The organism is Micromonospora sp. NPDC049366, assembly GCF_044466625.1.
GTDB lineage: Bacteria > Actinomycetota > Actinomycetes > Mycobacteriales > Micromonosporaceae > Micromonospora.
The window spans coordinates 146,976-167,809 of the sequence record NZ_JBITMV010000013.1 but is presented as its reverse complement, the minus strand read 5'-3'; the positions used below and the strand labels follow the sequence as shown (position 1 = coordinate 167,809).

The 20,834-nt window shown below is 73.8% G+C and carries 23 protein-coding genes; 4 read left to right on the top strand and 19 right to left on the bottom strand.

Annotated elements, in window-relative coordinates:
- Nucleotides 1-10: 10 nt before the first annotated feature.
- The 9 genes from pheS to ACIBTV_RS19760 all read right to left on the bottom strand — a co-directional run bounded on the left by pheS (nucleotide 11) and on the right by ACIBTV_RS19760 (nucleotide 6,786).
- On the bottom strand, nucleotides 11-1,081 hold the full coding sequence (gene pheS, locus ACIBTV_RS19800) for a phenylalanine--tRNA ligase subunit alpha (RefSeq protein WP_396706784.1): 1,071 nt from the start codon (nucleotides 1,079-1,081) through the stop codon (nucleotides 11-13).
- 220 nt (nucleotides 1,082-1,301) lie between these two features.
- Complete coding sequence (locus ACIBTV_RS19795; RefSeq protein ID WP_396706900.1) at nucleotides 1,302-2,099, bottom strand: TrmH family RNA methyltransferase; 798 nt, start codon at nucleotides 2,097-2,099, stop codon at nucleotides 1,302-1,304.
- Nucleotides 2,100-2,172: 73 nt separating this feature from the next.
- Nucleotides 2,173-2,565, bottom strand: coding sequence for a 50S ribosomal protein L20 (gene rplT, locus ACIBTV_RS19790; protein WP_030335718.1), 393 nt, complete (start codon nucleotides 2,563-2,565; stop codon nucleotides 2,173-2,175).
- Nucleotides 2,566-2,597: 32 nt separating this feature from the next.
- Nucleotides 2,598-2,792: a 50S ribosomal protein L35 gene (rpmI, locus tag ACIBTV_RS19785; RefSeq protein WP_396706781.1), complete on the bottom strand. Its 195-nt coding sequence runs from the start codon at nucleotides 2,790-2,792 to the stop codon at nucleotides 2,598-2,600.
- A 19-nt stretch (nucleotides 2,793-2,811) separates the two neighbouring features.
- Nucleotides 2,812-3,459 carry a translation initiation factor IF-3 gene (infC, locus tag ACIBTV_RS19780; RefSeq protein ID WP_091589650.1) on the bottom strand — a complete coding sequence of 216 codons (648 nt, stop codon included), beginning with the start codon at nucleotides 3,457-3,459 and terminating at the stop codon, nucleotides 2,812-2,814.
- A 374-nt stretch (nucleotides 3,460-3,833) separates the two neighbouring features.
- Complete coding sequence (locus ACIBTV_RS19775) at nucleotides 3,834-4,316, bottom strand: PH domain-containing protein (protein ID WP_396706779.1); 483 nt, start codon at nucleotides 4,314-4,316, stop codon at nucleotides 3,834-3,836.
- Nucleotides 4,317-4,437: 121 nt separating this feature from the next.
- Complete coding sequence (locus ACIBTV_RS19770; protein WP_396706777.1) at nucleotides 4,438-5,391, bottom strand: DMT family transporter; 954 nt, start codon at nucleotides 5,389-5,391, stop codon at nucleotides 4,438-4,440.
- A 239-nt stretch (nucleotides 5,392-5,630) separates the two neighbouring features.
- Nucleotides 5,631-6,476 carry an ATP phosphoribosyltransferase gene (hisG, locus tag ACIBTV_RS19765; RefSeq protein ID WP_091589651.1) on the bottom strand — a complete coding sequence of 282 codons (846 nt, stop codon included), beginning with the start codon at nucleotides 6,474-6,476 and terminating at the stop codon, nucleotides 5,631-5,633.
- Between the two features lie 46 nt (nucleotides 6,477-6,522).
- Nucleotides 6,523-6,786, bottom strand: a complete 264-nt coding sequence (locus ACIBTV_RS19760) for a phosphoribosyl-ATP diphosphatase (RefSeq protein ID WP_091589652.1) — start codon at nucleotides 6,784-6,786, stop codon at nucleotides 6,523-6,525.
- A 304-nt stretch (nucleotides 6,787-7,090) separates the two neighbouring features.
- On the opposite strand from ACIBTV_RS19760, the gene ACIBTV_RS19755 reads away from it, so the two are divergent.
- Both ACIBTV_RS19755 and ACIBTV_RS19750 read left to right on the top strand, forming a co-directional pair.
- Nucleotides 7,091-7,918 (top strand): hypothetical protein, encoded by an 828-nt coding sequence (locus ACIBTV_RS19755; RefSeq protein WP_396706775.1) that lies wholly within the window; start codon nucleotides 7,091-7,093, stop codon nucleotides 7,916-7,918.
- The gene (locus ACIBTV_RS19750; protein ID WP_396706773.1) at nucleotides 7,915-9,222 is read left to right on the top strand and encodes a S8 family serine peptidase; all 1,308 of its coding nucleotides are present in this window, start codon (nucleotides 7,915-7,917) and stop codon (nucleotides 9,220-9,222) included. The genes ACIBTV_RS19755 and ACIBTV_RS19750 overlap by 4 nt, the downstream gene beginning before the upstream one ends.
- Nucleotides 9,223-9,306: 84 nt before the next feature.
- Here the strand turns inward: ACIBTV_RS19750 and ribH are convergent, their stop codons facing one another.
- The 7 genes from ribH to rpe form a co-directional block, all read right to left on the bottom strand.
- Entirely contained in the window at nucleotides 9,307-9,807 is a 501-nt protein-coding gene (gene ribH / locus ACIBTV_RS19745; protein WP_091589654.1) for a 6,7-dimethyl-8-ribityllumazine synthase, read from the bottom strand.
- Nucleotides 9,808-9,825: 18 nt separating this feature from the next.
- Nucleotides 9,826-11,094, bottom strand: a complete 1,269-nt coding sequence (locus tag ACIBTV_RS19740; RefSeq protein ID WP_396706771.1) for a bifunctional 3,4-dihydroxy-2-butanone-4-phosphate synthase/GTP cyclohydrolase II — start codon at nucleotides 11,092-11,094, stop codon at nucleotides 9,826-9,828.
- Entirely contained in the window at nucleotides 11,091-11,789 is a 699-nt protein-coding gene (gene pnuC, locus ACIBTV_RS19735) for a nicotinamide riboside transporter PnuC (RefSeq protein ID WP_396706770.1), read from the bottom strand. The genes ACIBTV_RS19740 and pnuC overlap by 4 nt, the downstream gene beginning before the upstream one ends.
- Nucleotides 11,789-12,496 carry a riboflavin synthase gene (locus ACIBTV_RS19730; RefSeq protein WP_396706768.1) on the bottom strand — a complete coding sequence of 236 codons (708 nt, stop codon included), beginning with the start codon at nucleotides 12,494-12,496 and terminating at the stop codon, nucleotides 11,789-11,791. The genes pnuC and ACIBTV_RS19730 overlap by 1 nt, the downstream gene beginning before the upstream one ends.
- Before the next feature lies 1 nt (nucleotide 12,497).
- Entirely contained in the window at nucleotides 12,498-13,559 is a 1,062-nt protein-coding gene (gene ribD, locus ACIBTV_RS19725; protein ID WP_091589657.1) for a bifunctional diaminohydroxyphosphoribosylaminopyrimidine deaminase/5-amino-6-(5-phosphoribosylamino)uracil reductase RibD, read from the bottom strand.
- 418 nt (nucleotides 13,560-13,977) lie between these two features.
- Nucleotides 13,978-15,042: a response regulator gene (locus ACIBTV_RS19720; protein WP_396706766.1), complete on the bottom strand. Its 1,065-nt coding sequence runs from the start codon at nucleotides 15,040-15,042 to the stop codon at nucleotides 13,978-13,980.
- Nucleotides 14,936-15,616, bottom strand: coding sequence for a ribulose-phosphate 3-epimerase (rpe, locus tag ACIBTV_RS19715; RefSeq protein WP_396706764.1), 681 nt, complete (start codon nucleotides 15,614-15,616; stop codon nucleotides 14,936-14,938). Before rpe ends, ACIBTV_RS19720 begins: the two co-directional genes overlap by 107 nt.
- Before the next feature lie 238 nt (nucleotides 15,617-15,854).
- Here rpe and ACIBTV_RS19710 point away from each other — a divergent pair, with 238 nt between their 5' ends.
- Together ACIBTV_RS19710 and ACIBTV_RS19705 are read left to right on the top strand one after the other, a co-directional pair.
- The gene (locus ACIBTV_RS19710) at nucleotides 15,855-16,739 is read left to right on the top strand and encodes a septum formation family protein (RefSeq protein ID WP_396706762.1); all 885 of its coding nucleotides are present in this window, start codon (nucleotides 15,855-15,857) and stop codon (nucleotides 16,737-16,739) included.
- 87 nt (nucleotides 16,740-16,826) lie between these two features.
- Nucleotides 16,827-17,714, top strand: coding sequence for a septum formation family protein (locus tag ACIBTV_RS19705; protein ID WP_396706760.1), 888 nt, complete (start codon nucleotides 16,827-16,829; stop codon nucleotides 17,712-17,714).
- 63 nt (nucleotides 17,715-17,777) lie between these two features.
- Here the strand turns inward: ACIBTV_RS19705 and ACIBTV_RS19700 are convergent, their stop codons facing one another.
- The 3 genes from ACIBTV_RS19700 to def are packed head-to-tail and all read right to left on the bottom strand — an operon-like array spanning nucleotide 17,778 to nucleotide 20,831.
- Nucleotides 17,778-19,337: an RsmB/NOP family class I SAM-dependent RNA methyltransferase gene (locus tag ACIBTV_RS19700; RefSeq protein WP_396706758.1), complete on the bottom strand. Its 1,560-nt coding sequence runs from the start codon at nucleotides 19,335-19,337 to the stop codon at nucleotides 17,778-17,780.
- Nucleotides 19,334-20,260: a methionyl-tRNA formyltransferase gene (gene fmt / locus ACIBTV_RS19695; RefSeq protein ID WP_396706756.1), complete on the bottom strand. Its 927-nt coding sequence runs from the start codon at nucleotides 20,258-20,260 to the stop codon at nucleotides 19,334-19,336. Before fmt ends, ACIBTV_RS19700 begins: the two co-directional genes overlap by 4 nt.
- A gap of 7 nt (nucleotides 20,261-20,267) precedes the next feature.
- The gene (gene def, locus ACIBTV_RS19690) at nucleotides 20,268-20,831 is read right to left on the bottom strand and encodes a peptide deformylase (RefSeq protein WP_396706754.1); all 564 of its coding nucleotides are present in this window, start codon (nucleotides 20,829-20,831) and stop codon (nucleotides 20,268-20,270) included.
- Between the last annotated feature and the right edge of the window lie 3 nt (nucleotides 20,832-20,834).

The window sequence follows — 20,834 nt, the reverse complement described above, 5'->3', positions numbered from 1 at the left end:
CCCGCATCGCCTACGCCTCGGTCCCGAGCGCCCGGCTGAACCGCACGTCGCCCTCGAAGAGGTGGCGGATGTCGCTGACCCCGTGCCGGACCATCAGCGTCCGGTCGATGCCCATGCCGAACGCGAAGCCGGAGTAGACCTCCGGGTCGATGCCGCAGGCCCGCAGCACCCGGGGGTTCACCATCCCGCAGCCGCCCCACTCGACCCACTGCGGACCGTCGCGGTGCTCCGGGAACCAGACGTCGAACTCGGCCGACGGCTCGGTGAACGGGAAGTAGTGCGGCCGCCAGCGGGTCTTCGCGTCCGGCCCGAAGATGGCCCGCGCGAAGTGGTCGAGGGTGCCGCGCAGGTGCGCCATCGTGATGCCCTTGTCGACCACCAGGCCCTCCGCCTGGTGGAACACCGGGCTGTGGGTGGCGTCCACCTCGTCGGTGCGGTAGACCCGGCCGGGGCAGATCACGTAGATCGGCGGCTTGCGGCTGAGCATCGTGCGCGTCTGCACGTTGGAGGTGTGGGTGCGCAGCACCAGGCCGGAGCGGTCGGCGGGCGCGATGTGGAAGGTGTCCATCAGCCCGCGCGCCGGGTGGTCGGCGGGGATGTTCAGCGCGTCGAAGTTGGCCCACTCCAGCTCGACCTCGGGGCCCTCGGCGACCTCGTAACCCATCCCCACGAACAGGTCACTGACCTGCTCGATCAGGACGCTCAGCGGGTGTCGGGCACCGCGCGGGCGCCGATCGTAGGGAAGGGTCACGTCGACCCGCTCGGCGACGAGCACCCGCTCGGCGTGCTCGCGCTCCAGCACCTCGGCCCGGGCCGCGTACGCGCCCTCGATCGCCCGGCGGGCCTCGTTGACCCGCTTGCCGGCGTCGGACTTCGCCGCGGGCGGCAGCGCGCCGATCTCCCGGCGGGCGAGCGAGACCGGGGCCCGGTCACCCAGGTGGGCGGGGCGCAGCGCGGTCAACGCGTCCGGGTCGGCGGCGGCGGCGAACGCCTTCTCGGCGTCGGCGACCGCCTCGGCCAGGGCGGCCGGGTCGAGCAGGGCGACCTGCTTCGGGTCGTACGGATCGTTGCGGTAGCTCATGGCGTACGGGCACTCCCTCACGGCGGCGCCGGCCCCTTCCGGGGCGGCGAAGCGAGTCTACGGACGCGCGGCTGTGCCGCAGCCCGCCGGTCGGAGTTGCGCAGGGAGCAGGTCAGGCCCGCCGCCCGCCGACACCGGCGGGCTGGCTAAACGAACGCCGTGGCGCGTTCATCGACGACTGCTCTCCCCTGCTGTGACATCACGCCGACCGGTGTCGCGGTCAGCGCTGAGCTCTCGCTGAAGCGTACAGGCACACGGCCGCGGCCGCAGCCAGGTTCAGGCTCTCGGCGCGCCCGTGCAGCGGCACCCGGACCCGCGCGTCGGCGGCCTCGGTGAGCTCCCGCGGCAGCCCGTGCGCCTCCGAGCCGAACAGCCACGCCGTGGGCGCGGCGAGGCGCCCCGCGTCGGCGAGGTCGTCCAGGTCGTCGTCGCCGTAGCCGGTGGTCGCCAGCACCGTGAGCCCCGCCTGGCGCAGCGCGGCGACCACGTCGACGGGGTCGGGGGACCGCACCACGTCCACGTGGAAGAGGCTGCCGGCCGACGCGCGTACGCACTTGCCGTTGTACGGGTCGACGGCGTCCCCGGCGAAGATCACCGCGCCGGCGCCCGCCGCGTCGGCGGTACGCAGCACCGTGCCGGCGTTACCCGGATCGCGGATCTCGGCGAGCACCGCGACCAGCCTCGGCGTACGGGCCAGGGCCTGGTCCAGGGGCACGTCGAGATGCCGGCAGACCGCGACCAGCCCCTGCGGGGCGACGGTCTCGGCGAGCGCCGCCAGCCCGTCCTCGGTCACCTCGGACACCGGCACGTCACCACCGGCGGCCAGCGCCGCCAGCGCGGCGTGCCGGTCCAGCGCGGCGGGCGTACCGAACAGTTCGGTGACCACACCGGGGACGGCCAGCGCCTCGCGTACGGCCTGCGGGCCCTCGGCGAGGAAGCGGCCGGTGGCCTCGCGGTCGCGGCGGCGGTGCAGCCGACGCGCGGCGACCACCCTGGGGGTACGCGGGGTGAAGAGCATCGTCTCCTCCAGGCGTGCAGCGAGGCGCCCCTCGTCGTGGTCGACGAGGGGCGCCTCGATCAGCCGCAGGGGATCAGGCGGCCTGAGCCGCCGCGCCACCGGTGCCCTCGGCCGCGACCGCGGCCCGGGCCAGCTCGACGATCGCCGCGAAGGCGGCGGCGTCGTTGACGGCCAGGTCGGCCAGGATCTTCCGGTCGACCTCGATGCCGGCCAGGCGCAGGCCCTGGATCAGGCGGTTGTAGGTCATCCCGTTGGCCCGGGCGCCCGCGTTGATCCGCTGGATCCAGAGCTGCCGGAAGTCGCCCTTGCGGTCGCGACGGTCCCGGTAGGCGTACTGCATCGAGTGCAGCACCTGCTCCTTGGCCTTGCGGTACAGCCGGGAGCGCTGGCCGCGGTAACCACTCGCGGTCTCCAGCAGGGTACGACGCTTCTTCTGGGCGTTCACAGCCCGCTTGACGCGTGCCATCTCAACTCCTTCTTACGTAAAGGTGGCGCGCGTCAGCGGCCGAGCAGCTTCTTGATGCGCTTGACATCGGCCTTGGCGACCACGACCGTGCCGGTCAACCGGCGGGTACGGGTGGAAGCCTTGCCCTCCAGCAGGTGGCGCTTACCGGCCTGCTCGGACACGATCTTGCCCTTGCCGGTCACCTTGACCCGCTTGCCCATACCCGTGTGGCTCTTCATCTTCGGCATGTGGAACGTTTCTCCCCTGTTACTCGCCGCTGGTGTCGGCGGCGGTGCCGGTGTCGCCGGCTGCTGCGGTCTCGCCGGCCGCCGCGGTCTCATCGGCCGCCGGGGCGGACTCGTCCGCTGCCCGGTCCCGAGGTGCACCGCGGGACGCCGTAGCGGCGACCGCGGAGGCCTTGACGGCCCGGTGCGGAGCGAGAACCATGATCATGTTTCGGCCGTCCTGCTTCGGAGCGGCCTCGACGTATCCCAGGTCCGTGATCTCGGACTCGAGCCGGCGCAGGAGCCGGTAACCCAGCTCCGGTCGGCTCTGCTCGCGACCGCGGAACATGATCGTCACCTTGACCTTGTCGCCCGCCTTGAGGAACCGCACCACGTGACCCTTCTTGGTCTCGTAGTCGTGCGGGTCGATCTTCGGCCGGAGCTTCATCTCCTTGATGACGGTCTGCTGCTGGTTACGCCGCGCTTCGCGCGCCTTGAGTGCGCTCTCGTACTTGAACTTGCCAAAGTCCATGAGCTTGCACACCGGCGGGCGCGCCATCGGCGCAACCTCGACCAGGTCCAGATCGACGTCCGCGGCCAGCTGAAGGGCGCGCTCCAGCGGGACGATGCCCACCTGCTCACCCTCGGGGCCGACCAGTCGGACCTCACGTGCCCGGATCTGCTCGTTCACGCGTGGTTCGACGCTGATGGGGCCTCCTCGAGTCGAGTTTCTGCTGCTGCCGACCCCGCGGCTCCCGGGTGGGAACCGACCCGGAAAGCAGAAGGCCCCGGCGCATGCCAGGGCCCGCTCGACCGGTCGGCACGATCACATGATCGCGCATCCGGCGCCGGGACGTGCCCGGAACCGGGGACCGGACCCGGCCACCGTCGCGGCGACTCGGGTGGGAGCAGGCGCTCCGCTTTCAATGGCTGCACGTCCTGCGGGGCGAGCCCGCCGACAGACAGCCTGGTCGACTCCACAACGTTACACCCCGGACCAACCCATCCCCAAACCACCCCGCCACTCCTTCCGTGGACGAGTGGTCGGGTCAGCGGCGGGGTCGGTCAGCGGTCGGGGGTGGTGGGAGCGTTCTGGGCGAGGCGGGTCTGGTGGGCCTGGTGCAGGCGGCGCAGCGCTCGAACCCCGTCGACCGCCAGCTCCTTGTCGGCGGCCTGGAGGGCCACCATCGGCATCAGGTCGTCGTCGTGCAGCTCCAGGCTCGCCCAGGGCGCGCCCCGATCGAACCGGACACCGCGGACGACCTCCCACGGCAGCTCGTACGAGCCGATGATGTTGCGGACCCGCACGCCCCGCGCGTCGGCCTCCACCCGCGGCCGGGTGAACAGCAGGAACCCGAGCGCGCCGAAGACGCCGAGGCCGACCATGGCGATCTGGTCGCCGCGCTGGAAGGTGCCGTAACCGTCACCGGTCGGGCCGCTCAGCGAGGTCGCCACGATGCTGAACACCACCAGCAGCACGGCGGCCGAGGCCCAGCAGACCACCCGGATCCGGCGCGGCCGGAGACGGACCACCTCGGTTTCACTCACCCCCTCAGTCTGCCACCCGCCGCAGGTGGGAGTTCCACCGCCACGCTGCCCGCCCCGCGCCGTCGGCACGCGGCGTCGGCAGGACGTGCGCCGTCGCGGGAGACGCCGCCGGCAGGAGGCGCTACCGGCGGCGCGGGCCGCGCCCCGCCACGACGACCGCGACGAGGGTCAGCGCCGCGCCCGCCAGCACGGCCGGACGGACGCCCGCGCCGTCGGGCAGGAGGACGTCGAGCAGCAGCGCGCCGCCGAGCTGCCCGGCCACCAGGGCGAGGCCGGTACGCAGCACGCCCGCCGAGCGGACTCCGACGACCAGACCGGCGACGATGCCGACGCCGAGCAGTCCGCCGGTGTAGAGGTACCAGGCGTCCGGCCAGGCCGGGGCGGGGCCGGTGAGCGCACCGGCGACCGCCGCGACCAGCAGGACCGCCGGGGTGCTGACCACGAAGTTGACCGCCACGCCGGCGGCGGACGTGCTGGCCGCCGAGACCCGACCGTTCAGCGCGGACTGCAGAGCCACCCCGACGCCGCCGACGACCGCGAGCAGCACCGGGACGAGGGCCAACTCGCCGACCGGCCCGCCGGCCTGAGCCAGCGCGACCGCCGCCACGCCGAGCAGCGCGCCGGCCACCCGGGGGCCGGTGAGCGCGAGCCGCCCGACCGGGGCGACCCCGACCCGGTCCACCGCCAGCCCGCCGAGGCTGCCGCCCGCGACCTGGGCGATCGTGAAGACCGCGACCCCGAGCACCGGCACCAGGTACGCGCCGAGCACCACGATCAGCGCGCCGCCCAGCCCACCCAGGTAGCTCCACCAGGGCAGCCGGGCCCGGCGCAGCGTGGCCAGCCCGGCGCGCATCGACGGCAGCACGGCCAGCCCGGCCGCGACCAGTAGGGTTCCACCCAGGTTGTTGACCACGCCGGCCAGGCTCGCCTCGCCGACCCGGGCACCCAGCTCGCCGTTGACCGCGCCCTGCGCCGCCGACGCGATGCCCGCGACGGTGACCAGGGCGAGCGCCGCCCAGGCGGGCAGCGAGCCGCGCCCGGCCCGGGCCGTCGACGCGCCAGGAGCGGCCGGCACGACCGAACCCGGCGGCACGGGGGAACCCGGTGGCACGACTGCGCCCGACGGCACGACGGAGCGCGACGGCACGACGGAGCGCGACGGCACGACCGAACCCGGCGGCCCGGGGCAACCTGGCGGCACGGGGGAAGCCGGTGGCACTGCGGAACTCGGCGGCACGGCCGGTTCGGCGCGCGGCAGCGGCACCGGCGGATCCGGAACCGACGCCGGGGGCGTCGGCTCCGGCCGCGGCGCCGTCACAGGCGGCAGGCGTGGATGTTGGTGACCAGAATGGCGCGGGCGCCCAGCTCGTACAGCTCGTCCATGATCCGGTGCACGTCGTCGCGGAGCACCATCGCCTGCACGGCGACCCAGCCCTCCCGGTGCAGCGGCGACACGGTGGGCGACTCGATGCCCGGGGTGAGCGAGCTCGCCCGGTCCAGCAGGCCGGCCGGCACGTCGTAGGCGAGCATCACGTAACGGCGCGCCACCAGGACGCCGTGCAGCCGGCGCAGCAGCTGCTCGGCCTGCGGGTGCGACGCGGCGTCGGCCCGCCGGACGAGCACCGCCGACGAGCGCAGCAGCGGCTCGCCGAAGACCACCAGACCGGCCTGGCGCAGGGTCGCGCCGGTCTCCACGACGTCGGCGACCACGTCGGCGACGCCGAGGCGTACGGCGTTCTCCACAGCGCCGTCGAGCCGGATCACGTCGGCCTTGACGCCCAGGTCGCCGAGGTGCCGCTCGACCAGCCCCGGGTACGCGGTGGCGATGCGGTGCCCGCCCAGCTCCTGCACCGAGTCGATGTCGTCGGGGCGGGCGGCGAAGCGGAAGGTGGCCCGGCCGAAGGCGAGGTCGACGACCTCCTCGGCGGGCGCGCCGGAGTCGATCAGCAGGTCCCGACCGGTGATGCCCAGGTCCAGGTCACCGGAGCCGACGTAGGTGGCGATGTCCTTCGGGCGCAGGTAGAAGAATTCGACGTCGTTGGGCTCGTCCCGACAGACCAGGTCCTTCGGGTCGGTGCGCTGGCGGTAGCCCGCCTCGCGCAGCATCTGGGCGGCCGGCTCGGCCAGGGTGCCCTTGTTGGGTACGGCGACACGCAGCATGACGGAGTGCTCCTCGGAGTCGGTTCGGATCGTCGACGGGGCGCACTCACAGATGTCGGTAGACGTCCTTGAGTTCGAGACCGGTGGCGAGCATCAGCACCTGGGTCTGGTAGAGCAGCTGGGAGATCTCCTCGGCGGCCCGCTCCCGGCTTTCGTGCTCGGCGGCCATCCACGACTCGGCCGCCTCCTCGACGACCTTCTTGCCGATGAAGTGCACGCCCCGCTCGAGCGCGGCGACCGTGCCCGAGCCGGGAGTGCCGGCGGCGGCCTTGGCCTGCAGCTCGGCGAACAACTCCTCGAACGTCTTCACGGGATGCGATTCTTCCAGCCGCCCCGGGTGACGGCGCCCCCCGGGTCCGTCCGCGCCGTCTTCCTCGCCGCGAAGGGCACGCCCGGTCGGTGGAGCACACCGATGGCGGGCCGGCCGAACGGTACGAAACCCCTGCACGGGTGGCGCGGCCCCACAAAACTCCGGCGGAAACCGTAGGCTCCGACGGCGCTGATCACGTTGAGAAGGGCTTGTGTTGACTTACCCCCCGCACTCCGGCCTGGCCCCCGGGCAGCCGCCACACCAGCCGTATCCGCCAGGGCAGGTCCCCGGTCAGAGTCCACCGGTGCCGTCGAGCTACCCGTTCACCGCCGGGCCTGTGCCCACGTACCCGCCGCCGGGTGCGCCGCAGCCGGCTCCGCCCGCGCTCGCGCAACAGCCCACTCCACCCCCGACGAAGAGGGTGGGACGGGCTCGGCGAGTCGTCGGCCTGCTCATGGTGGTGCTCGGAGTCTGTCCGGCCCTCGCGGGTGTGGGGGTGATCGTCAAGGCCTACAGCAACCACCGGATCCAGATAAAGAACGATGCGTTCATGGCGGTGGCCTGGCACAACCTCCGCACCGACGAGATCTTTCCCAACCAGGTCGACCTCGCCGACGGCGGCGCGCCGTGGACCCGCCAGGGAATAGCGGAGGAGACCTCCTGCGACAAGGCGTTCCGCGCGGACTTCGCCAAGCTGCTCGCGGCACGCACCACGTGCACCACCGCGCTGCGCGCGACCTATGTCGACGTCGGGGGTGCGACCGCCGCCACGATCGGGGTCGCGGTCGTCGGCACCTACCAGGAGGCGCGCGATGTCACCAGCGGTGAGTTCGCCGCCCAGGAGAGGCCCGGGCCGCTGGTCTTCCCGGTCGCGGTGAAGAACACGCCGGCCGCCCGGTGGAGCAAGGAACTGGCGTGGGCGGGTGGCGCGGTGCCCGTCGGACTGGACGTCGGGCCCACGCCCCCGCACTACGTCGCGGCGATCACCGTCGGCCCCACCGATCCGCGCGATTACGGTGCCCTCCCCGACCAGTGGGCGCCCAGCGCGCGAGGAGAAAGGCTCGCTTACGTGGACCTGGCACGGGCTCTCATCCCGGCCTATTCGGCGCACCTCTACGAGGTGATGTCGTGACGGGCCGCGGTACGTTCACCCGGCAGCGCGCCGTTGTCGCCGGGCTCGTCGCGGCCGTCCTCACCGTTCTCGTCACGCCGGGAACGGCCCTCGCCGAGCGCGGATGGGAACTGTCCGCGCTGTCGGTCACCGCCGCCCACAAGATCAGCAAGGGCAAGGGTGTCACGGTGGCCGTCATCGACACCGGCATCCGGACCAAGCACCCGGTGCTGGCCGGCCGCGCCACCGAGGGCCCGGACATGCTGGACGAGACCGACCAGTCCGAGTCCTGGTATGGAAGGCACGGCACCTCGATGGCGTCCAGCATCCTCGATGTCGCACCCGCGGCGAAGGTCCTCGGCCTGCGCGCGATCCGCGATGACGAAGATCCGGACTTCGTTGGTTGGAGTGACACCGAGGCCGGGAACAAGATCGGCGACCGCCAGGCCATAGCGAAGGCCATCCGCTACGCGGCCGATCACGGCGCCAAGGTGATCTCCATGTCGATCGGAGACGGTAAGGATCCGATGAGCCGCCCGCTGCGGGAGGAGGCCGCGGCCATCGAGTACGCCCTGTCCAAGGGAGTCGTGGTGGTCTCCGCGGCCGGCAACGAGGGCCGGGTCGACGATGAGAACGGGGTCTCCTACCCCGGCGCCTACCCCGGTGTCATCACCGCGGGCGCGGCGGAGCCGGGCAACTCGTCGGACTGTCGAGGGTGCCGGCTCGGGGCCCGGGCGAAGTTCTCCCAGGTGCACTCGTACGTGGACTTCCTCGCGCCCGGCGTGGCCATCTACAGCGCCAACTTCACCAGCAGCGGACGGAAGAAGACCCAGGGCACCTCGTCCGCGGGGGCGATCACCGCGGGTGTCGCCGCGCTGATCGTGGCGAAGTACCCCGACCTCGCCCCACGGCAGGTCGAACAGGCTCTCATCCGCAGTGCGTCGCACTACGCCAAGGGGCACGACCCGCAGACCGGCTACGGCCTGATCAACGCGGAGAAGGCCCTCAAGGTGGCCGCCTCCCTGAAGCCGGAGAGCGCCCTGCCCGCGGTCGGCAGGGAGGGGGCGGGTAGCCACTTCGGGCCGGGCGACGACGGGACGCCCAGGATCATCGGTCAGCCGCTGGACACCACCTATCTCGTCGTCGGCGGCGTCGGCGGCCTTCTCGGCCTCGCGGTGATCGTCGTCGGGCTCGTCCTGTTCGGGTCCGGCCGGCGTGCGGCCAGGGCCGTGCCGACGGCGCCCGCCCCGGCGACGTCCGCACCAGCGGTGGCGCCGCCGACACCATCAGGCGCGCCGGATCCCTGGCGCGGAGACGGTCGCTAGGGGCGTCCCGGCCAGCTCCTCCGTCACGGTGATCGGAAGAAGCTGGCCGGGCGCACCGCCGCCCACGAGGGCGCGACGAGGACGTCAGCCGCCGAAGCCGACCCGATGCCCGTTGCCGGCGGCGACCGTCCGGACCGCCAGCGCGGCGTCGAGCGCGGCGACGGTGGCCGCCCAGCCCTTGTCCTCCGCCGAACCGGGCAGCCCGGCCCGGTCGCGGGCCTGCTCGATGGTGTCCACGGTGAGCACGCCGTGCGCCACCGGCTTGCCCTCGTCGAGGGCCACCCGGGTGAGTCCGTCGGTCACCGAACGGCAGACGTAGTCGAAGTGGGCGGTGGCCCCGCGGACCACCACGCCCAGCGCGACCACCACGTCGCAGCGGCGCGCGAGCGCCTGGGCGACCACCGGCAGCTCCACCGAGCCGGCCACCCGGGCCACCACGGCCCGCGCCCCGCACGCCTCGGCGGCGGCGACCGCCCGCTCCAGCATGTGGTCGGTCAGCTCACCGTGCCACCGGGCGGCGACGACGCCCACGGTCATCCCGGTCGCGTCCACCGGCGCCGCACCCGGTTCGCCGAATCCCGCCATGTTCTCGCTCCGCTCCCGTCACCGGCCGGCGGCCGGCTCGACCGGCGCCTCGGTGACCTCGTCCAACTGGTCCAGCAGGTGTCCCATCCGGTCCCGCTTGGTGCGCAGGTACCGGACGTTCTCCGGGTGGGGGCGTATCGGCAGCCCCTCCCGGCCGGTGATGGTCAGGCCGTACCCCTCCAGCCCGGCCCGCTTCGCCGGGTTGTTGGTGAGCAGCCGCATGGACCGCACGCCGAGGTCGTAGAGGATCTGCGCGCCGGTGCCGTAGTCGCGGGCATCGGCCGGCAGGCCGAGGTCCAGGTTCGCGTCCACGGTGTCCCGGCCCAGGTCCTGCAGCTGGTACGCCTGAAGTTTGTGCAGCAGCCCGATCCCGCGCCCCTCGTGCCCGCGCATGTAGAGCACGACGCCGCGCCCCTCCCGGGCCACCCGGGCCAGGGCGGCGTCGAGCTGGGGGCCGCAGTCGCAGCGCAGCGAGCCGAAGACGTCACCGGTCAGGCACTCCGAGTGGACCCGGACCAGCACGTCCTGCCCGTCGCCGATTTCGCCGTACACCATGGCGACGTGCTCGGCCGGTTCGTGGGCGCTGCGGTAGCCCAGCGCCCGGAAGACGCCGTGCGTGGTGGGCATCCGCGCGTCGGCGACCAGCTCGACCTGCTTCTCGGTCCGCCGCCGGTACGCGATCAGGTCGGCGATCGTGATGAGGGTCAGCCCGTGCTCGGCGGAGAACTTCTCCAGGTCGGGCAGGCGCATCATGGTGCCGTCGTCGTTGATCAGCTCGCAGAGCACCCCGGCCGGGCGCAGGCCGGCCAGCCGGGTCAGGTCGATGGCGGCCTCGGTGTGCCCGGGGCGGCGCAGCACACCGCCCTCCCGGGCACGCAGCGGCACCACGTGCCCGGGGCGGGCCAGGTCGGTCGGCCCGGTGGCCGGGTCGGCCAGCAGCCGGATGGTGTGCGCCCGGTCGGCCGCCGAGATGCCGGTGCTGACCCCCTCCCGGGCGTCGACGGTCACCGTGTACGCGGTGCCCCGCCGGTCCTGGTTGGTGTGGTGCATCGGCGGCAGGTCGAGCCGGTCGGCCTCGCTCTCGGTGAGCGGCACACAGACGTAGCCGGACGTGTAGCGGACCATGAAGGCCATCAGCTCCGGCGTCGCCAACTCGGCCGCGAAGATGAGGTCGCCCTCGTTCTCGCGGTCGGCGTCGTCGACGACGACCACCGGCCGGCCGGCGGCGATGTCCGCCAGCGCCTGCTCGATCGTCCCGAAGCTCGTGCCGGTGTCCGGCTCGTTCATGCCACAGCCTCCGTGTAGGTGGGCGCGATGCGGCGGCGCGCCGGCCGGAGCACCCGCGAGGTGCGCCACCAGCTGACGAAGCCCCACACGCAGAAGGCGCCGTAGACGAGGTACATGGCCGCCGAGGGGTAGAAACCGCCGTTGAGCAGCAACGGCACACCCACCGCGTCCACCGCGATCCAGATCAGCCAGAACTCCACGAAACCGCGGGCCATGCCGTACGTGGCCAGCAGGCTGCCGGCGAGGATCCACGCGTCCGCCAGCGGCCCCCAGGAGCCGAGCGCGGCGAGCGCCGGGTACGCCGCCGCGGTGAGCACCGCGAGGGCGACGAGCAGACCCACCCGCTCCCGGCCGGTGGCCCAGCGCGGCACCACCCCGCCCTGGTCCGGCACCTCGCCCAGCCGACGGCTGCGCGACCAGCGCCACCAGCCGTACACGCTGACCGCGAAGAAGAAGACCTGCCGGCCGGCCTGCCCGTACAGGTCGTGCGCCTGGGGCGTGGCGAACGCGCCGCCGAGGAACACGGTGAGCAGCAGCAGGTTGCCGACCATGCCGACGGGCCAGGCCCACACCAGGCGGCGCAGCCCGAACAGCGCGGACGCGAGCCCGAAGACGTTGCCGACGATCTCGCGGACCAGCACCGGCGAACCGGCGATGGTCACCTGCGCGTCGAGCAGCCAGTGCGCCGTACCCATCAGTCCACCTCCCCCACCGGGGCCGCGCCGTCGGTGTCACCGGCCTGAGCCGGGCCGGCGGCGGCCGCGACGCCGCCCGGCGCCGCCGGGGCGGCGAGCGGCGAGTCGCCGGTCGCGCCGCTGCCGAGCAGCCGCTCGACGTACTTGGCCAGGACGTCCACTTCCAGGTTCACCGGGTCGCCGACTCCACGGCCGCCGAGCGTGGTGAGCTTCAGCGTGGTCGGGATGAGACCGACCGCGAACCAGTCGGGGCCGACGTCGGCGACCGTCAGCGACACGCCGTCGACGGTGATCGAGCCCTTCTCGACCACGTACCGGGCGAGGTCCGCGGGCAGCCGGAACCGCACCGTCTCCCACTGCTGGGCCGGCTCCCGGGAGAGCACCTCGCCCACCCCGTCGACGTGGCCCTGCACCAGGTGACCGCCGAGGCGGCTGCCCAGCGTCGCGGCTCGCTCCAGGTTGACCGGGTCGCCGGGGCGCAGCGCGCCCAGCGCGGAGCGGCGCAGCGTCTCACCCATGACGTCGGCGGTGAAGACGCCGTCCTCGGAATCCACCACGGTCAGACAGACGCCGTTGACCGAGATGGAGTCCCCGTGGCGGGCGTCCGTGGTGACCAGCGGACCGCGGACGGCGACCAGCGCCGAGTCTCCCGCCGTCGCGGTCACCCGTACGACCTCGCCCAACTCCTCGACGATGCCGGTGAACATGTCAGCCCTCCCTCTTCCGGGGCAGCGCGGTGATCCGGAGATCCGGACCGATCTGTGTAACGTCGACGAACTCGAGATCGATCGCCTCGGCGATCGTGGTCACACCGGCGTCGACCAGAGCGGTCGGACCGGCGCCGAGCAGCCGCGGCGCGACGTATCCGACGACCTTGTCGATCAGGCCGGCCTCCAGGAACGCGCCGGCCAGCCGGGGGCCGCCCTCCAGCAGCACCGCGCGGACGCCGCGCTCGTGCAGGGCGGCCAGCAGCGCGGTCAGGTCGACCCGCCCGTCCGGGCCGGCGCCGACCTCCGCGGCGGTGGCGATCCAGGTGCGGGCCGCGCCGTCGCGGACCCGGGCCCCCTCGGGCGTACGCCCCGCGCTGTCCACCACCACCCGCAGCGGCTGCCGGATGGCGAGGCTGCCGTCGCGCAGGTTCCGGGCGGTGAGCCGGGGATCGTCGGCGAGCACGGTGCCCACCCCGACGACGACCGCGTCGACGGTGCCACGCAGCGCGTGCACGTCGATCCGGGCCGCCTCCGAGGTGATCCACATGCTGGTGCCGTCGGCGGCCGCCGACCGGCCGTCCACGGTCGCGGCGAACTTCCAGATGACGTACGGCCAGCCGCGGCGCATCGAGGTGAGCCAGGCCACGTTGCCGGCCTCGGCCTCGTCGGCGCGGACGCCGAGGTCCACCCGGACACCGGCCGAGCGCAGGGTCGCGGCGCCGCCGGTGGCCACCGGGTTCGGGTCGGGGACGGCGATGACCACGCGGGCCACCCCGGCCTGGATGAGCGCGAGGCTGCAGGGGCCGGTGCGACCGGTGTGGTCGCAGGGCTCCAGCGTGACCACCGCGGTGCCGCCCCGGGCCCGCTCCCCGGCCTGCGCGAGCGCGACGATCTCGGCGTGCGGCCCGCCGGCGTACGCGTGGAAGCCCTCGCCGACGACCTGGCCGTCGGCGTCGAGCAGGACACAGCCGACCACCGGGTTGGGGCTCGTCGTACCGAGCCCGCGCGCACCGAGTTCGATCGCGCGACGCATCGCCTCGTCGACGGAGACGCCCGCCATTCGCCTGTCCCTGCCCTTCCACTCGCCGGTTCGCGCGCGGGCGGGGCGGGAGGCATCGGCCAGGGGGCCGCAGGCAGGCGGCGGCGGAGATCCGGGGACGGCGAAGCCGACCCGAGGGGCCGGCAGGGCGCGCTGAGGTCAGCGGCCGGTGCAGGCCCATCCGTCCCGCGCGCTGTCTCCCATCCGGACTGTCTGGGCGCGGGAAGTCCCGCCCCCAACCGTCGGCCCTGGGTTCTCACCAGGTCCACCGGGCGGCAGAGCCGTCCGGGTCGCGGGCTGACCACGGCCGCAGCCGTGGATCACCGCCGGTTCGGAATTACACCGAGTCCCGCCAGCGCGTGGTGGGTACACCGGCAGTCTTACACGCCGGGAGGGGGTTGTTGCCACCGAGGCGAGCTAGTTCACAACCGGGTACGGGTCAGGTGACGCCACGGCGTCGGTCGACCGCGACGTACGAGCCGGGTTGGCTCTTGGCCACGGTCTTCATCTCGCTGGCCACCGCGATCGCCTCGAGGGGGTCGGTGAACCGCTTGCCCGAATCGGACAGGGAGACCCCGATCGACAGGGTGACCAGCGCGGCCCGGCGGATGTTGCCCCGGCGGTCCTTCAGTTCGACGAAGCCGCGTTCCCGGTCGGTCGGGTCGTAGAGCGTGTCGGCCGAATTCTCGAAGTCGACGACCGCGCGGGAGGTGAGGGGCCGGACCTGGTCCGGCGCGCAGACGATCACGAAGTCGTCCCCGCCGACGTGGCCGAGGAACGCCGGTGGCAGCCCCACCGACACCACCGCCCGGTGCAGGCTGCGGGCCAGCGCCGAGATGAAGTCGTCGCCACGGACGAAGCCGTAGCGGTCGTTCACGCTCTTGAACCGGTCGATGTCGATGTAGCCGACGGCGTAGTCCGAGCCGCTGCGCACCCGGTCGGCGATCTCCCGCCGGATCCGGCTGTTGCCGGGCAGCCCGGTCAGCGGCGACACCTCGCGGAACTCCTTGTTGCGCCGCAGGGTGGAGCTGACCCGGGCGACCAGTTCCGCCGTGTCGAACGGCTTGACCAGGTAGTCGTCGGCGCCGGCGGAGAGCCCGTGGACCTTGTCCACGGTCATGCCCTTGGCCGTCAACATGATCACCGGCAGGGCCGAGGTCATCGGGTTGGCCCGCAGCCGCCGGGTCAGCTCCAGGCCGTCGACGCGGGGCATCATCAGGTCGACCACCGCCAGGTCGGGGCGCTGCCGCTCGATCACCTCGAGCGCCTCCTGGCCGTCGCTCGCGAGGACCACCTCGAAACCGTGCACCCGCAGGTTGAACTCCACGAAACGGGCGATGTCCTGGTCGTCGTCCACGACGAGGATGACGTCCGGGCGCTCGCCGGCGGGGTCCACGTCAGGCCCCGGCGGCGGCGCGTTCCGCGAGGGCCCGCAGCCGGCGTACCGCCTCGGCCGGGTCGTCCGCGCCGTAGACCGCGGTGCCCGCCACGAAGGCGTCGGCACCGGCCGCGGCGGCCTGCTCGATGGTGTCGGCGGCGATGCCGCCGTCGACCTCGATGCGCAGCTCCAGGTGGCCGGCGGCCACGTGCCGCCGGGCGGCGCGCACCTTGTCGAGCAGCTGCGGGATGAACCGCTGCCCGCCGAAGCCGGCCTTGATCGTCATGATCAGCAGCGTGTCGAAGCTCGGCAGCAGGTCGAGGTAGGGCTCGATCGGCGTGTCGCGGTCGATCGCCAGCCCCGCCTTCGCCCCCGCCGACCGGAGGTCCTTGGCCAGCGCGACCGGGTCGTCACACGCCTCGGCGTGGAACGTGACGTTGTACGCCCCGGCGTCGGCGTAGCCGGGGGCCCACCGGCGTGGATCCTCGATCATGAGGTGCACGTCGAACGGAATCTGGGTCGCCGCACGCAGGCTCTGCACCACCGGCAACCCGATCGTGAGGTTCGGGACGAAATGGTTGTCCATGACGTCCACGTGCAACCAGTCCGCGGCGTCCTCGACGGCACGGACCTCTTCGGCGAGGCGGGCGAAGTCGGCGGCGAGGATGCTCGGCGCGACGATCGGCGGCGGTACGGTCACCGGGCAAGTGTACGAACGCGGCCACCCCGCGTCGGCACCCCCGCACCCATGCGGACGCGCGGTGACCCGCCGGTGACCAATGGTGCAGAATTGACGATCCCGACCGGGCGATCCGGGACGAGGAGCCACGGCGACTGGCCGAACGACGGCAACCCGACGACACTCCAACAGGGATGGTGACGCGGCACGGCCCCGCCGGCGGCGGGGACGGTCACCGGCTACCCGGGAAGGGCGGACGATGCGACGGTGGCTCGGTGCGCTGGCGCTGGCCGGCGCGGTGACGGTCCTGCTGGCCGGCTGCCTGCGCTCCCACGGCGCGGACGGCGACCTGGTCGACGACTGGCACGCCATGCCGCCCCCGCAGATGTTCGTCCCGGCCACCGACACCTGCCTCCCCCGGATCACCGCGATCGTGCAGGCCAGCACGTACGACACCGTGGACTGCGCCCGCAACCACCTGGCGGAGGCCATCCACGTCGGCACGTTCGCGGGGCTGGCCGGCGCGCCGCGGCCGGAGCCGGGGTCGCCGACCCTGCGCACCGCGCGCGCGGAGTGCGACCAGCGGGCCCGGGAGGTGCTCGGCGGCGACTGGCACGCGGCCCGGCTCACCCTGAACATCGCGCTGCCGTCCGCGGCGGGCTGGGCCGGTGGGGCCCGCTGGTTCCGCTGCGACCTGAGCGAGACCGACAGCATCGACAACACCCGGCCGGTCAACCGCACCCGCAGCCTGCGCGGCGCGATGATCGGTGACTCGCCGCTCATCCACCGCTGCTTCGACCCGAAACTCATCGGGGAGAACCTCAACTACATGGCGCCGGTGCTGTGCAGCGAACCGCACCGCGCCGAGTTCGTGGGCGTGTACGACGAGCGGGACGTCTCCTGGGCGGAGTTCACCGCCGCGCCCGACCGGGCGCACCAGCGCTGCATGGCGCTCATCGCCGCCTTCGCGGCGGTGCCCAACAACAGCGAGCTGCCCTACCGGGCCGGCTCGATCTACTACCCGCCGTCCCAGCGGGAGTGGGAGGAGGGTGACCGGGGCGTGCGCTGTTTCCTGTGGAGCGACGACCGGAAGCTGACCCGGTCCATGCGCGGCGTCGGCCCGCAGGGACTGCCCGCGATCTGAGCGCCGGTGCCGTATGCTGCTGCGCCGTGGCGCAACCGATCGACGATCGACGGTGAGGGTGACCACGCGCGGCGGGGAGGTCGGCGAATGCGACGGTGGTGGACGGCGGTCGTCGTGGGCGCCACGGCCGTGCTGGCGCTCGGCGCGTGCGCGCCGGCCGGCCTCGACGCGGACCTCACCGACGACTGGCCGGCGCCCGTGGCGGCCCAGACCTTCGTCCCCGCGGCCGGGGTCTGCCACCTCGCCGTACAGGACGTCGGCTATCTGACCGGCTACGACCCGGTCGACTGCGCCGAGTCGCACCGCGTGGAGACGCTGCACGTCGGCACCCTCTCCGGTGCCGCCGCCGCGCAGCCCGCTCCCCCGGCCGTCGGCTCGGCGGGGATCCGCGCCGCCCGGGCCGAGTGTGACCGGGAGGCCAACAAGGCGGTGGGCGGCGAGTGGCGGACCGGCCGGATCGCCGTCGACGTGGTGTTCCCGTCGCCGGCCGCCTGGACCGGCGGTGCCCGGTGGTTCCGTTGCGACGCCGGCGAGGTGCGCGGACTCGACGACGGCGTCGTCAACCCCCGCACCGGCAGCCTGCGCGGCGCGCTGAAGGGCGACGCCCCGCTGGCCCACCGCTGCTTCAACCCGACGATGGCGAAGGACGCCATCAAGGAGATGGTGGCGGCCCCCTGCACCGCGCGCCACCACGCCGAGTTCGTCGGCGTCTACCAGGCACCGGACATCAGCTTCGCCGCGTTCACGCGGGCGAGCCTGGACACCCACAAGGCGTGCCGCAGGCTCCTCGCCGGATACGCCAAGGTGCCGAACGACGGCAACCTCCAGTACCGGGCCGGCACGATCTTCTACCACCCGTTCGAGCAGGAGTGGCGCAACGGCAACCGGGGCGTCCAGTGCTTCCTGTGGGTCAGCGACCGCAACCTCACCCGCTCGATGAAGGGCGCCGGCAGCAAGGGCCTCCCGGTCACCTGACCCACGCAGGCCGAAGGCCGGTCCACGGGGACCGGCCTTCGGGGAGATCGCGCAGCGGCGGCCTCAGGTGCGCCGCAGGACGGCCAGGAACATCGCATCGGTGCCGTGCCGGTGCGGCCACAGCTGCACGGTCGGCCCGTCGCCCAGCCCCGGCATACCGGCCGGCAACAGCGGTCGGGCGTCGACGAAGTCGACCGGCACCCCGGCACGGCGGGCCGCCTCGGTCACCGTCACATGCGTCTCCACCACGTGCGGCGAGCAGGTGACATAGGCGACGACCCCGCCGGGGCGTACCGCCCGCAGCGCGGCACCGAGCAGCTCACGCTGCAGCCGGGTCAGCGCGGGCAGGTCCGACGGCTGACGGCGCCAGCGCGACTCGGGCCGGCGGCGCAGCGAACCCAGCCCGGTGCACGGCGCGTCGACCAGCACCCGGTCGAAGTGCTCCTCGGGCAGCTTCGACTCCCGCCCCACATCGCGGCCATCCGCGTGCAGCACGGTCACCGGCAGGTTCCGGGTCGCCTGGTCGACCAGCCGCGCCCGGTGCTCGGCCACCTCCACCGCCGTCAGCCGGCCCCCGCGCTCGGCGACGAGCGCGCCGAGCAGGCCGGACTTGCCGCCGGGACCGGCGCACAGGTCCAGCCAGCGCCCGTCCGGACCGTCCAGCGGAGCGGCCGCCAGCGCGGCCGCCACCAACTGGGAACCCTCGTCCTGGACGTGCGCCCGACCCTCGGCCACCGCGGCCAGGTCACCGGGCGCGCCGCCGGAGAGGTAGACGGCGTACGGCGAGAAGGCGCCGGGGGCGCCGCCCACCTCGTCGGCCAACTCCACCGCGTCGGCGAGACCCGGCCGGGCGCACAGGTGCACCGGCGGACGCTCGTTGTCCTCGATGAGCAGCCGGGTGGTCTCACCCAGGTCGCCGCCGAGCGCCTCGGCGAACGCCCGCACCACCCACTGCGGGTGGCTGTACGTCAGCGCGAGATGCCCGATCGGGTCGCTCTCCATGCTCGGCGCGAGCTTGCGCACCCAGGCGTCCGCGTCCTGACCGGCGACCTCCCGCAGTACCGCGTTGGCGAAGCCGGTCGCGCCGGGGCCGACCGCGCGGACCAGGTCGACGGTCGAGGAGACCGCCGCGTGCGGCGGCACCCGCGTGTGCAGGATCTGGTACGCCCCGAGGCGCAGCGCGTCGCGTACCGGCGGGTCGATCCGCTCCACGTCCCGCCCGGCGGCGGAGGTGAGGATCGCGTCCAGCGTGCCGAGATGGCGCAGGGTGCCGTAGGTCAGCTCGGTGGCGAAGGCCGCGTCCCGCCCGAACAACCCCTCGTCCCGGATCATCGCCGGGAGGACGAGGTTGGCGAACGCGTCGTCCCGGTTGACCGCGGCGATCGCCTCGTACGCCACCTGCCGCGGCCGGTCCACCGCCGGGCGGACAGCCCGGCCGGTGCGCCGGTCCGGCCCGCCCCGGGCGCCGCCGCGCGCCCCGCCGAACGGGCGGTCGCCACCGCGACCACCGGCGGACCGGTTGTCCCGGGGCTCACCACGCCGGTCGTCGCGACCACCGCGTGGGGTACGCGCGTCGGAATCGCCGAGGCGGGTGGGTCGGTCGTCGCGCTCCGGCCCGGTCACGCGAGGGCCTCGCCCGCCGCGACGCGGACCCCGCGCGCCCAGTCGGTCGCCGACATCGCCCGCTTGCCGGCGGCGCGCACCTCGCCCAGCAGCACCGGAACGGTGGCGGTGCCCGCGAGCACCCGTGACTTCTCCACCAGCAGCTCACCCGGCTTGAGTTCGGGGCCGTCGGCGACCGGGGTCACCGGGCCCAGCTTGACGCGCTCGTCCCGGAACGTGGTCCACGGGCCGGGCGCCGGTGTGCAGGCGCGGACCCGCCGGTCCACGGCGAAGGCCGGGTCGGTCCAGCGCACCCGGGCGTCCTCGACGGTCAGCTTCGGGGCGAGCGACACCCCGTCGGCGGGCTGCGGCTCGGCCCGCGCCGTGCCGGCCGCGATCGCGTCGAGCACCGCGACCAGCAGGCCGGCGCCCGAGTGGGCGAGCCGCTCCAGCAGGTCACCGGAGGTGTCGGTGGGGCGGATCTCGTCGGTGAGCGTGCCGTAGACGGGCCCGGTGTCCAGGCCCTCCTCCAGCTGGAAGACGCTGGCCCCGGTCAGCTCGTCGCCGTGCAGCACCGCGTGCTGGACGGGCGCCGCGCCGCGCCAGGCCGGCAGCAGCGAGAAGTGCAGGTTCACCCAGCCGTGCCGGGGGATCTCCAGGGCGGCCGGCGGCACCAGCGCCCCGTAGGCGACCACCGGCACGCAGTCCGGCGAGAGCTCACGCAGCCGGTCCAGGAACTCCGGCTCACGCGGACGGGCCGGGGTGAGCACCTCGACGCCGTGCGCGTCGGCCCACTCCCCCACCGGGGATCGGGACAAGCCCCGGCCCCGGCCGGCGGGCGCGTCGGGACGGGTGACGACGGCGACCAGGTCGTGCCCGGAGTCGGCGACGGCGGTCAGGGCCGGAACGGCCACGGCCGGCGTGCCGGCGAAGATCACACGCACCGGCCGGTCACCGACCCAGGCCGAAGGGGCTGTCGGCACCGGCGTGCGGGTTGAGCTTGACCACCGGCGGGGCCGCCGGGTCGTACCACTCCGCCTGACGGATCGCCTTCATCGCCTCCTTGCGACCGGCCTGGTCGAGCCGGTCGACGAAGAGCACCCCGTCGAGGTGGTCGGTCTCGTGCTGCACGCAGCGGGCCATCAGGCCGGTGCCGACGATCTGCAGCGGGTCGCCGTAGCCGTTGAAGCCCTTGGCGATGACGTTCTGCCGGCGCTTGGTGTCGAAGTACAGGCCGGGGATGGACAGGCAGCCCTCCGGGCCGTCCTGCTCCTCCTCGTCGGGGAACTCCAGGACCGGGTTGACCAGGTGGCCGAGGACGTCGTCGACGTCGAAGGTGAACACGCGCAGGCCCACCCCGAGCTGCGGCGCGGCGAGGCCGGCGCCGTTCTGCTCACGCATGGTGTCGGTCAGGTCGGCGATGAGCCGGCGCAGCTCGGCGTCGAAATCGACGACCGGATCGGCCGGCGTGCGCAGCACCGGATCCCCGAACAGACGGATGGGCTGGACGGTCACGCG

Bases quoted from the DNA above. Each gene is read 5' to 3' on its own strand.
- rplT (WP_030335718.1), bottom strand. From the start codon at position 2,565: ATGGCACGCGTCAAGCGGGCTGTGAACGCCCAGAAGAAGCGTCGTACC.
- ACIBTV_RS19740 (WP_396706771.1), bottom strand. From the start codon at position 11,094: ATGAACGAGCCGGACACCGGCACGAGCTTCGGGACGATCGAGCAGGCG.
- rpmI (WP_396706781.1), bottom strand. From the start codon at position 2,792: ATGCCGAAGATGAAGAGCCACACGGGTATGGGCAAGCGGGTCAAGGTG.
- ACIBTV_RS19795 (WP_396706900.1), bottom strand. From the start codon at position 2,099: ATGCTCTTCACCCCGCGTACCCCCAGGGTGGTCGCCGCGCGTCGGCTG.
- pnuC (WP_396706770.1), bottom strand. From the start codon at position 11,789: ATGGGTACGGCGCACTGGCTGCTCGACGCGCAGGTGACCATCGCCGGT.
- pheS (WP_396706784.1), bottom strand. From the start codon at position 1,081: ATGAGCTACCGCAACGATCCGTACGACCCGAAGCAGGTCGCCCTGCTC.
- ACIBTV_RS19730 (WP_396706768.1), bottom strand. From the start codon at position 12,496: ATGTTCACCGGCATCGTCGAGGAGTTGGGCGAGGTCGTACGGGTGACC.
- ribH (WP_091589654.1), bottom strand. From the start codon at position 9,807: ATGGCGGGATTCGGCGAACCGGGTGCGGCGCCGGTGGACGCGACCGGG.
- ACIBTV_RS19710 (WP_396706762.1), top strand. From the start codon at position 15,855: ATGCGACGGTGGCTCGGTGCGCTGGCGCTGGCCGGCGCGGTGACGGTC.
- hisG (WP_091589651.1), bottom strand. From the start codon at position 6,476: ATGCTGCGTGTCGCCGTACCCAACAAGGGCACCCTGGCCGAGCCGGCC.
- ribD (WP_091589657.1), bottom strand. From the start codon at position 13,559: ATGGCGGGCGTCTCCGTCGACGAGGCGATGCGTCGCGCGATCGAACTC.
- ACIBTV_RS19705 (WP_396706760.1), top strand. From the start codon at position 16,827: ATGCGACGGTGGTGGACGGCGGTCGTCGTGGGCGCCACGGCCGTGCTG.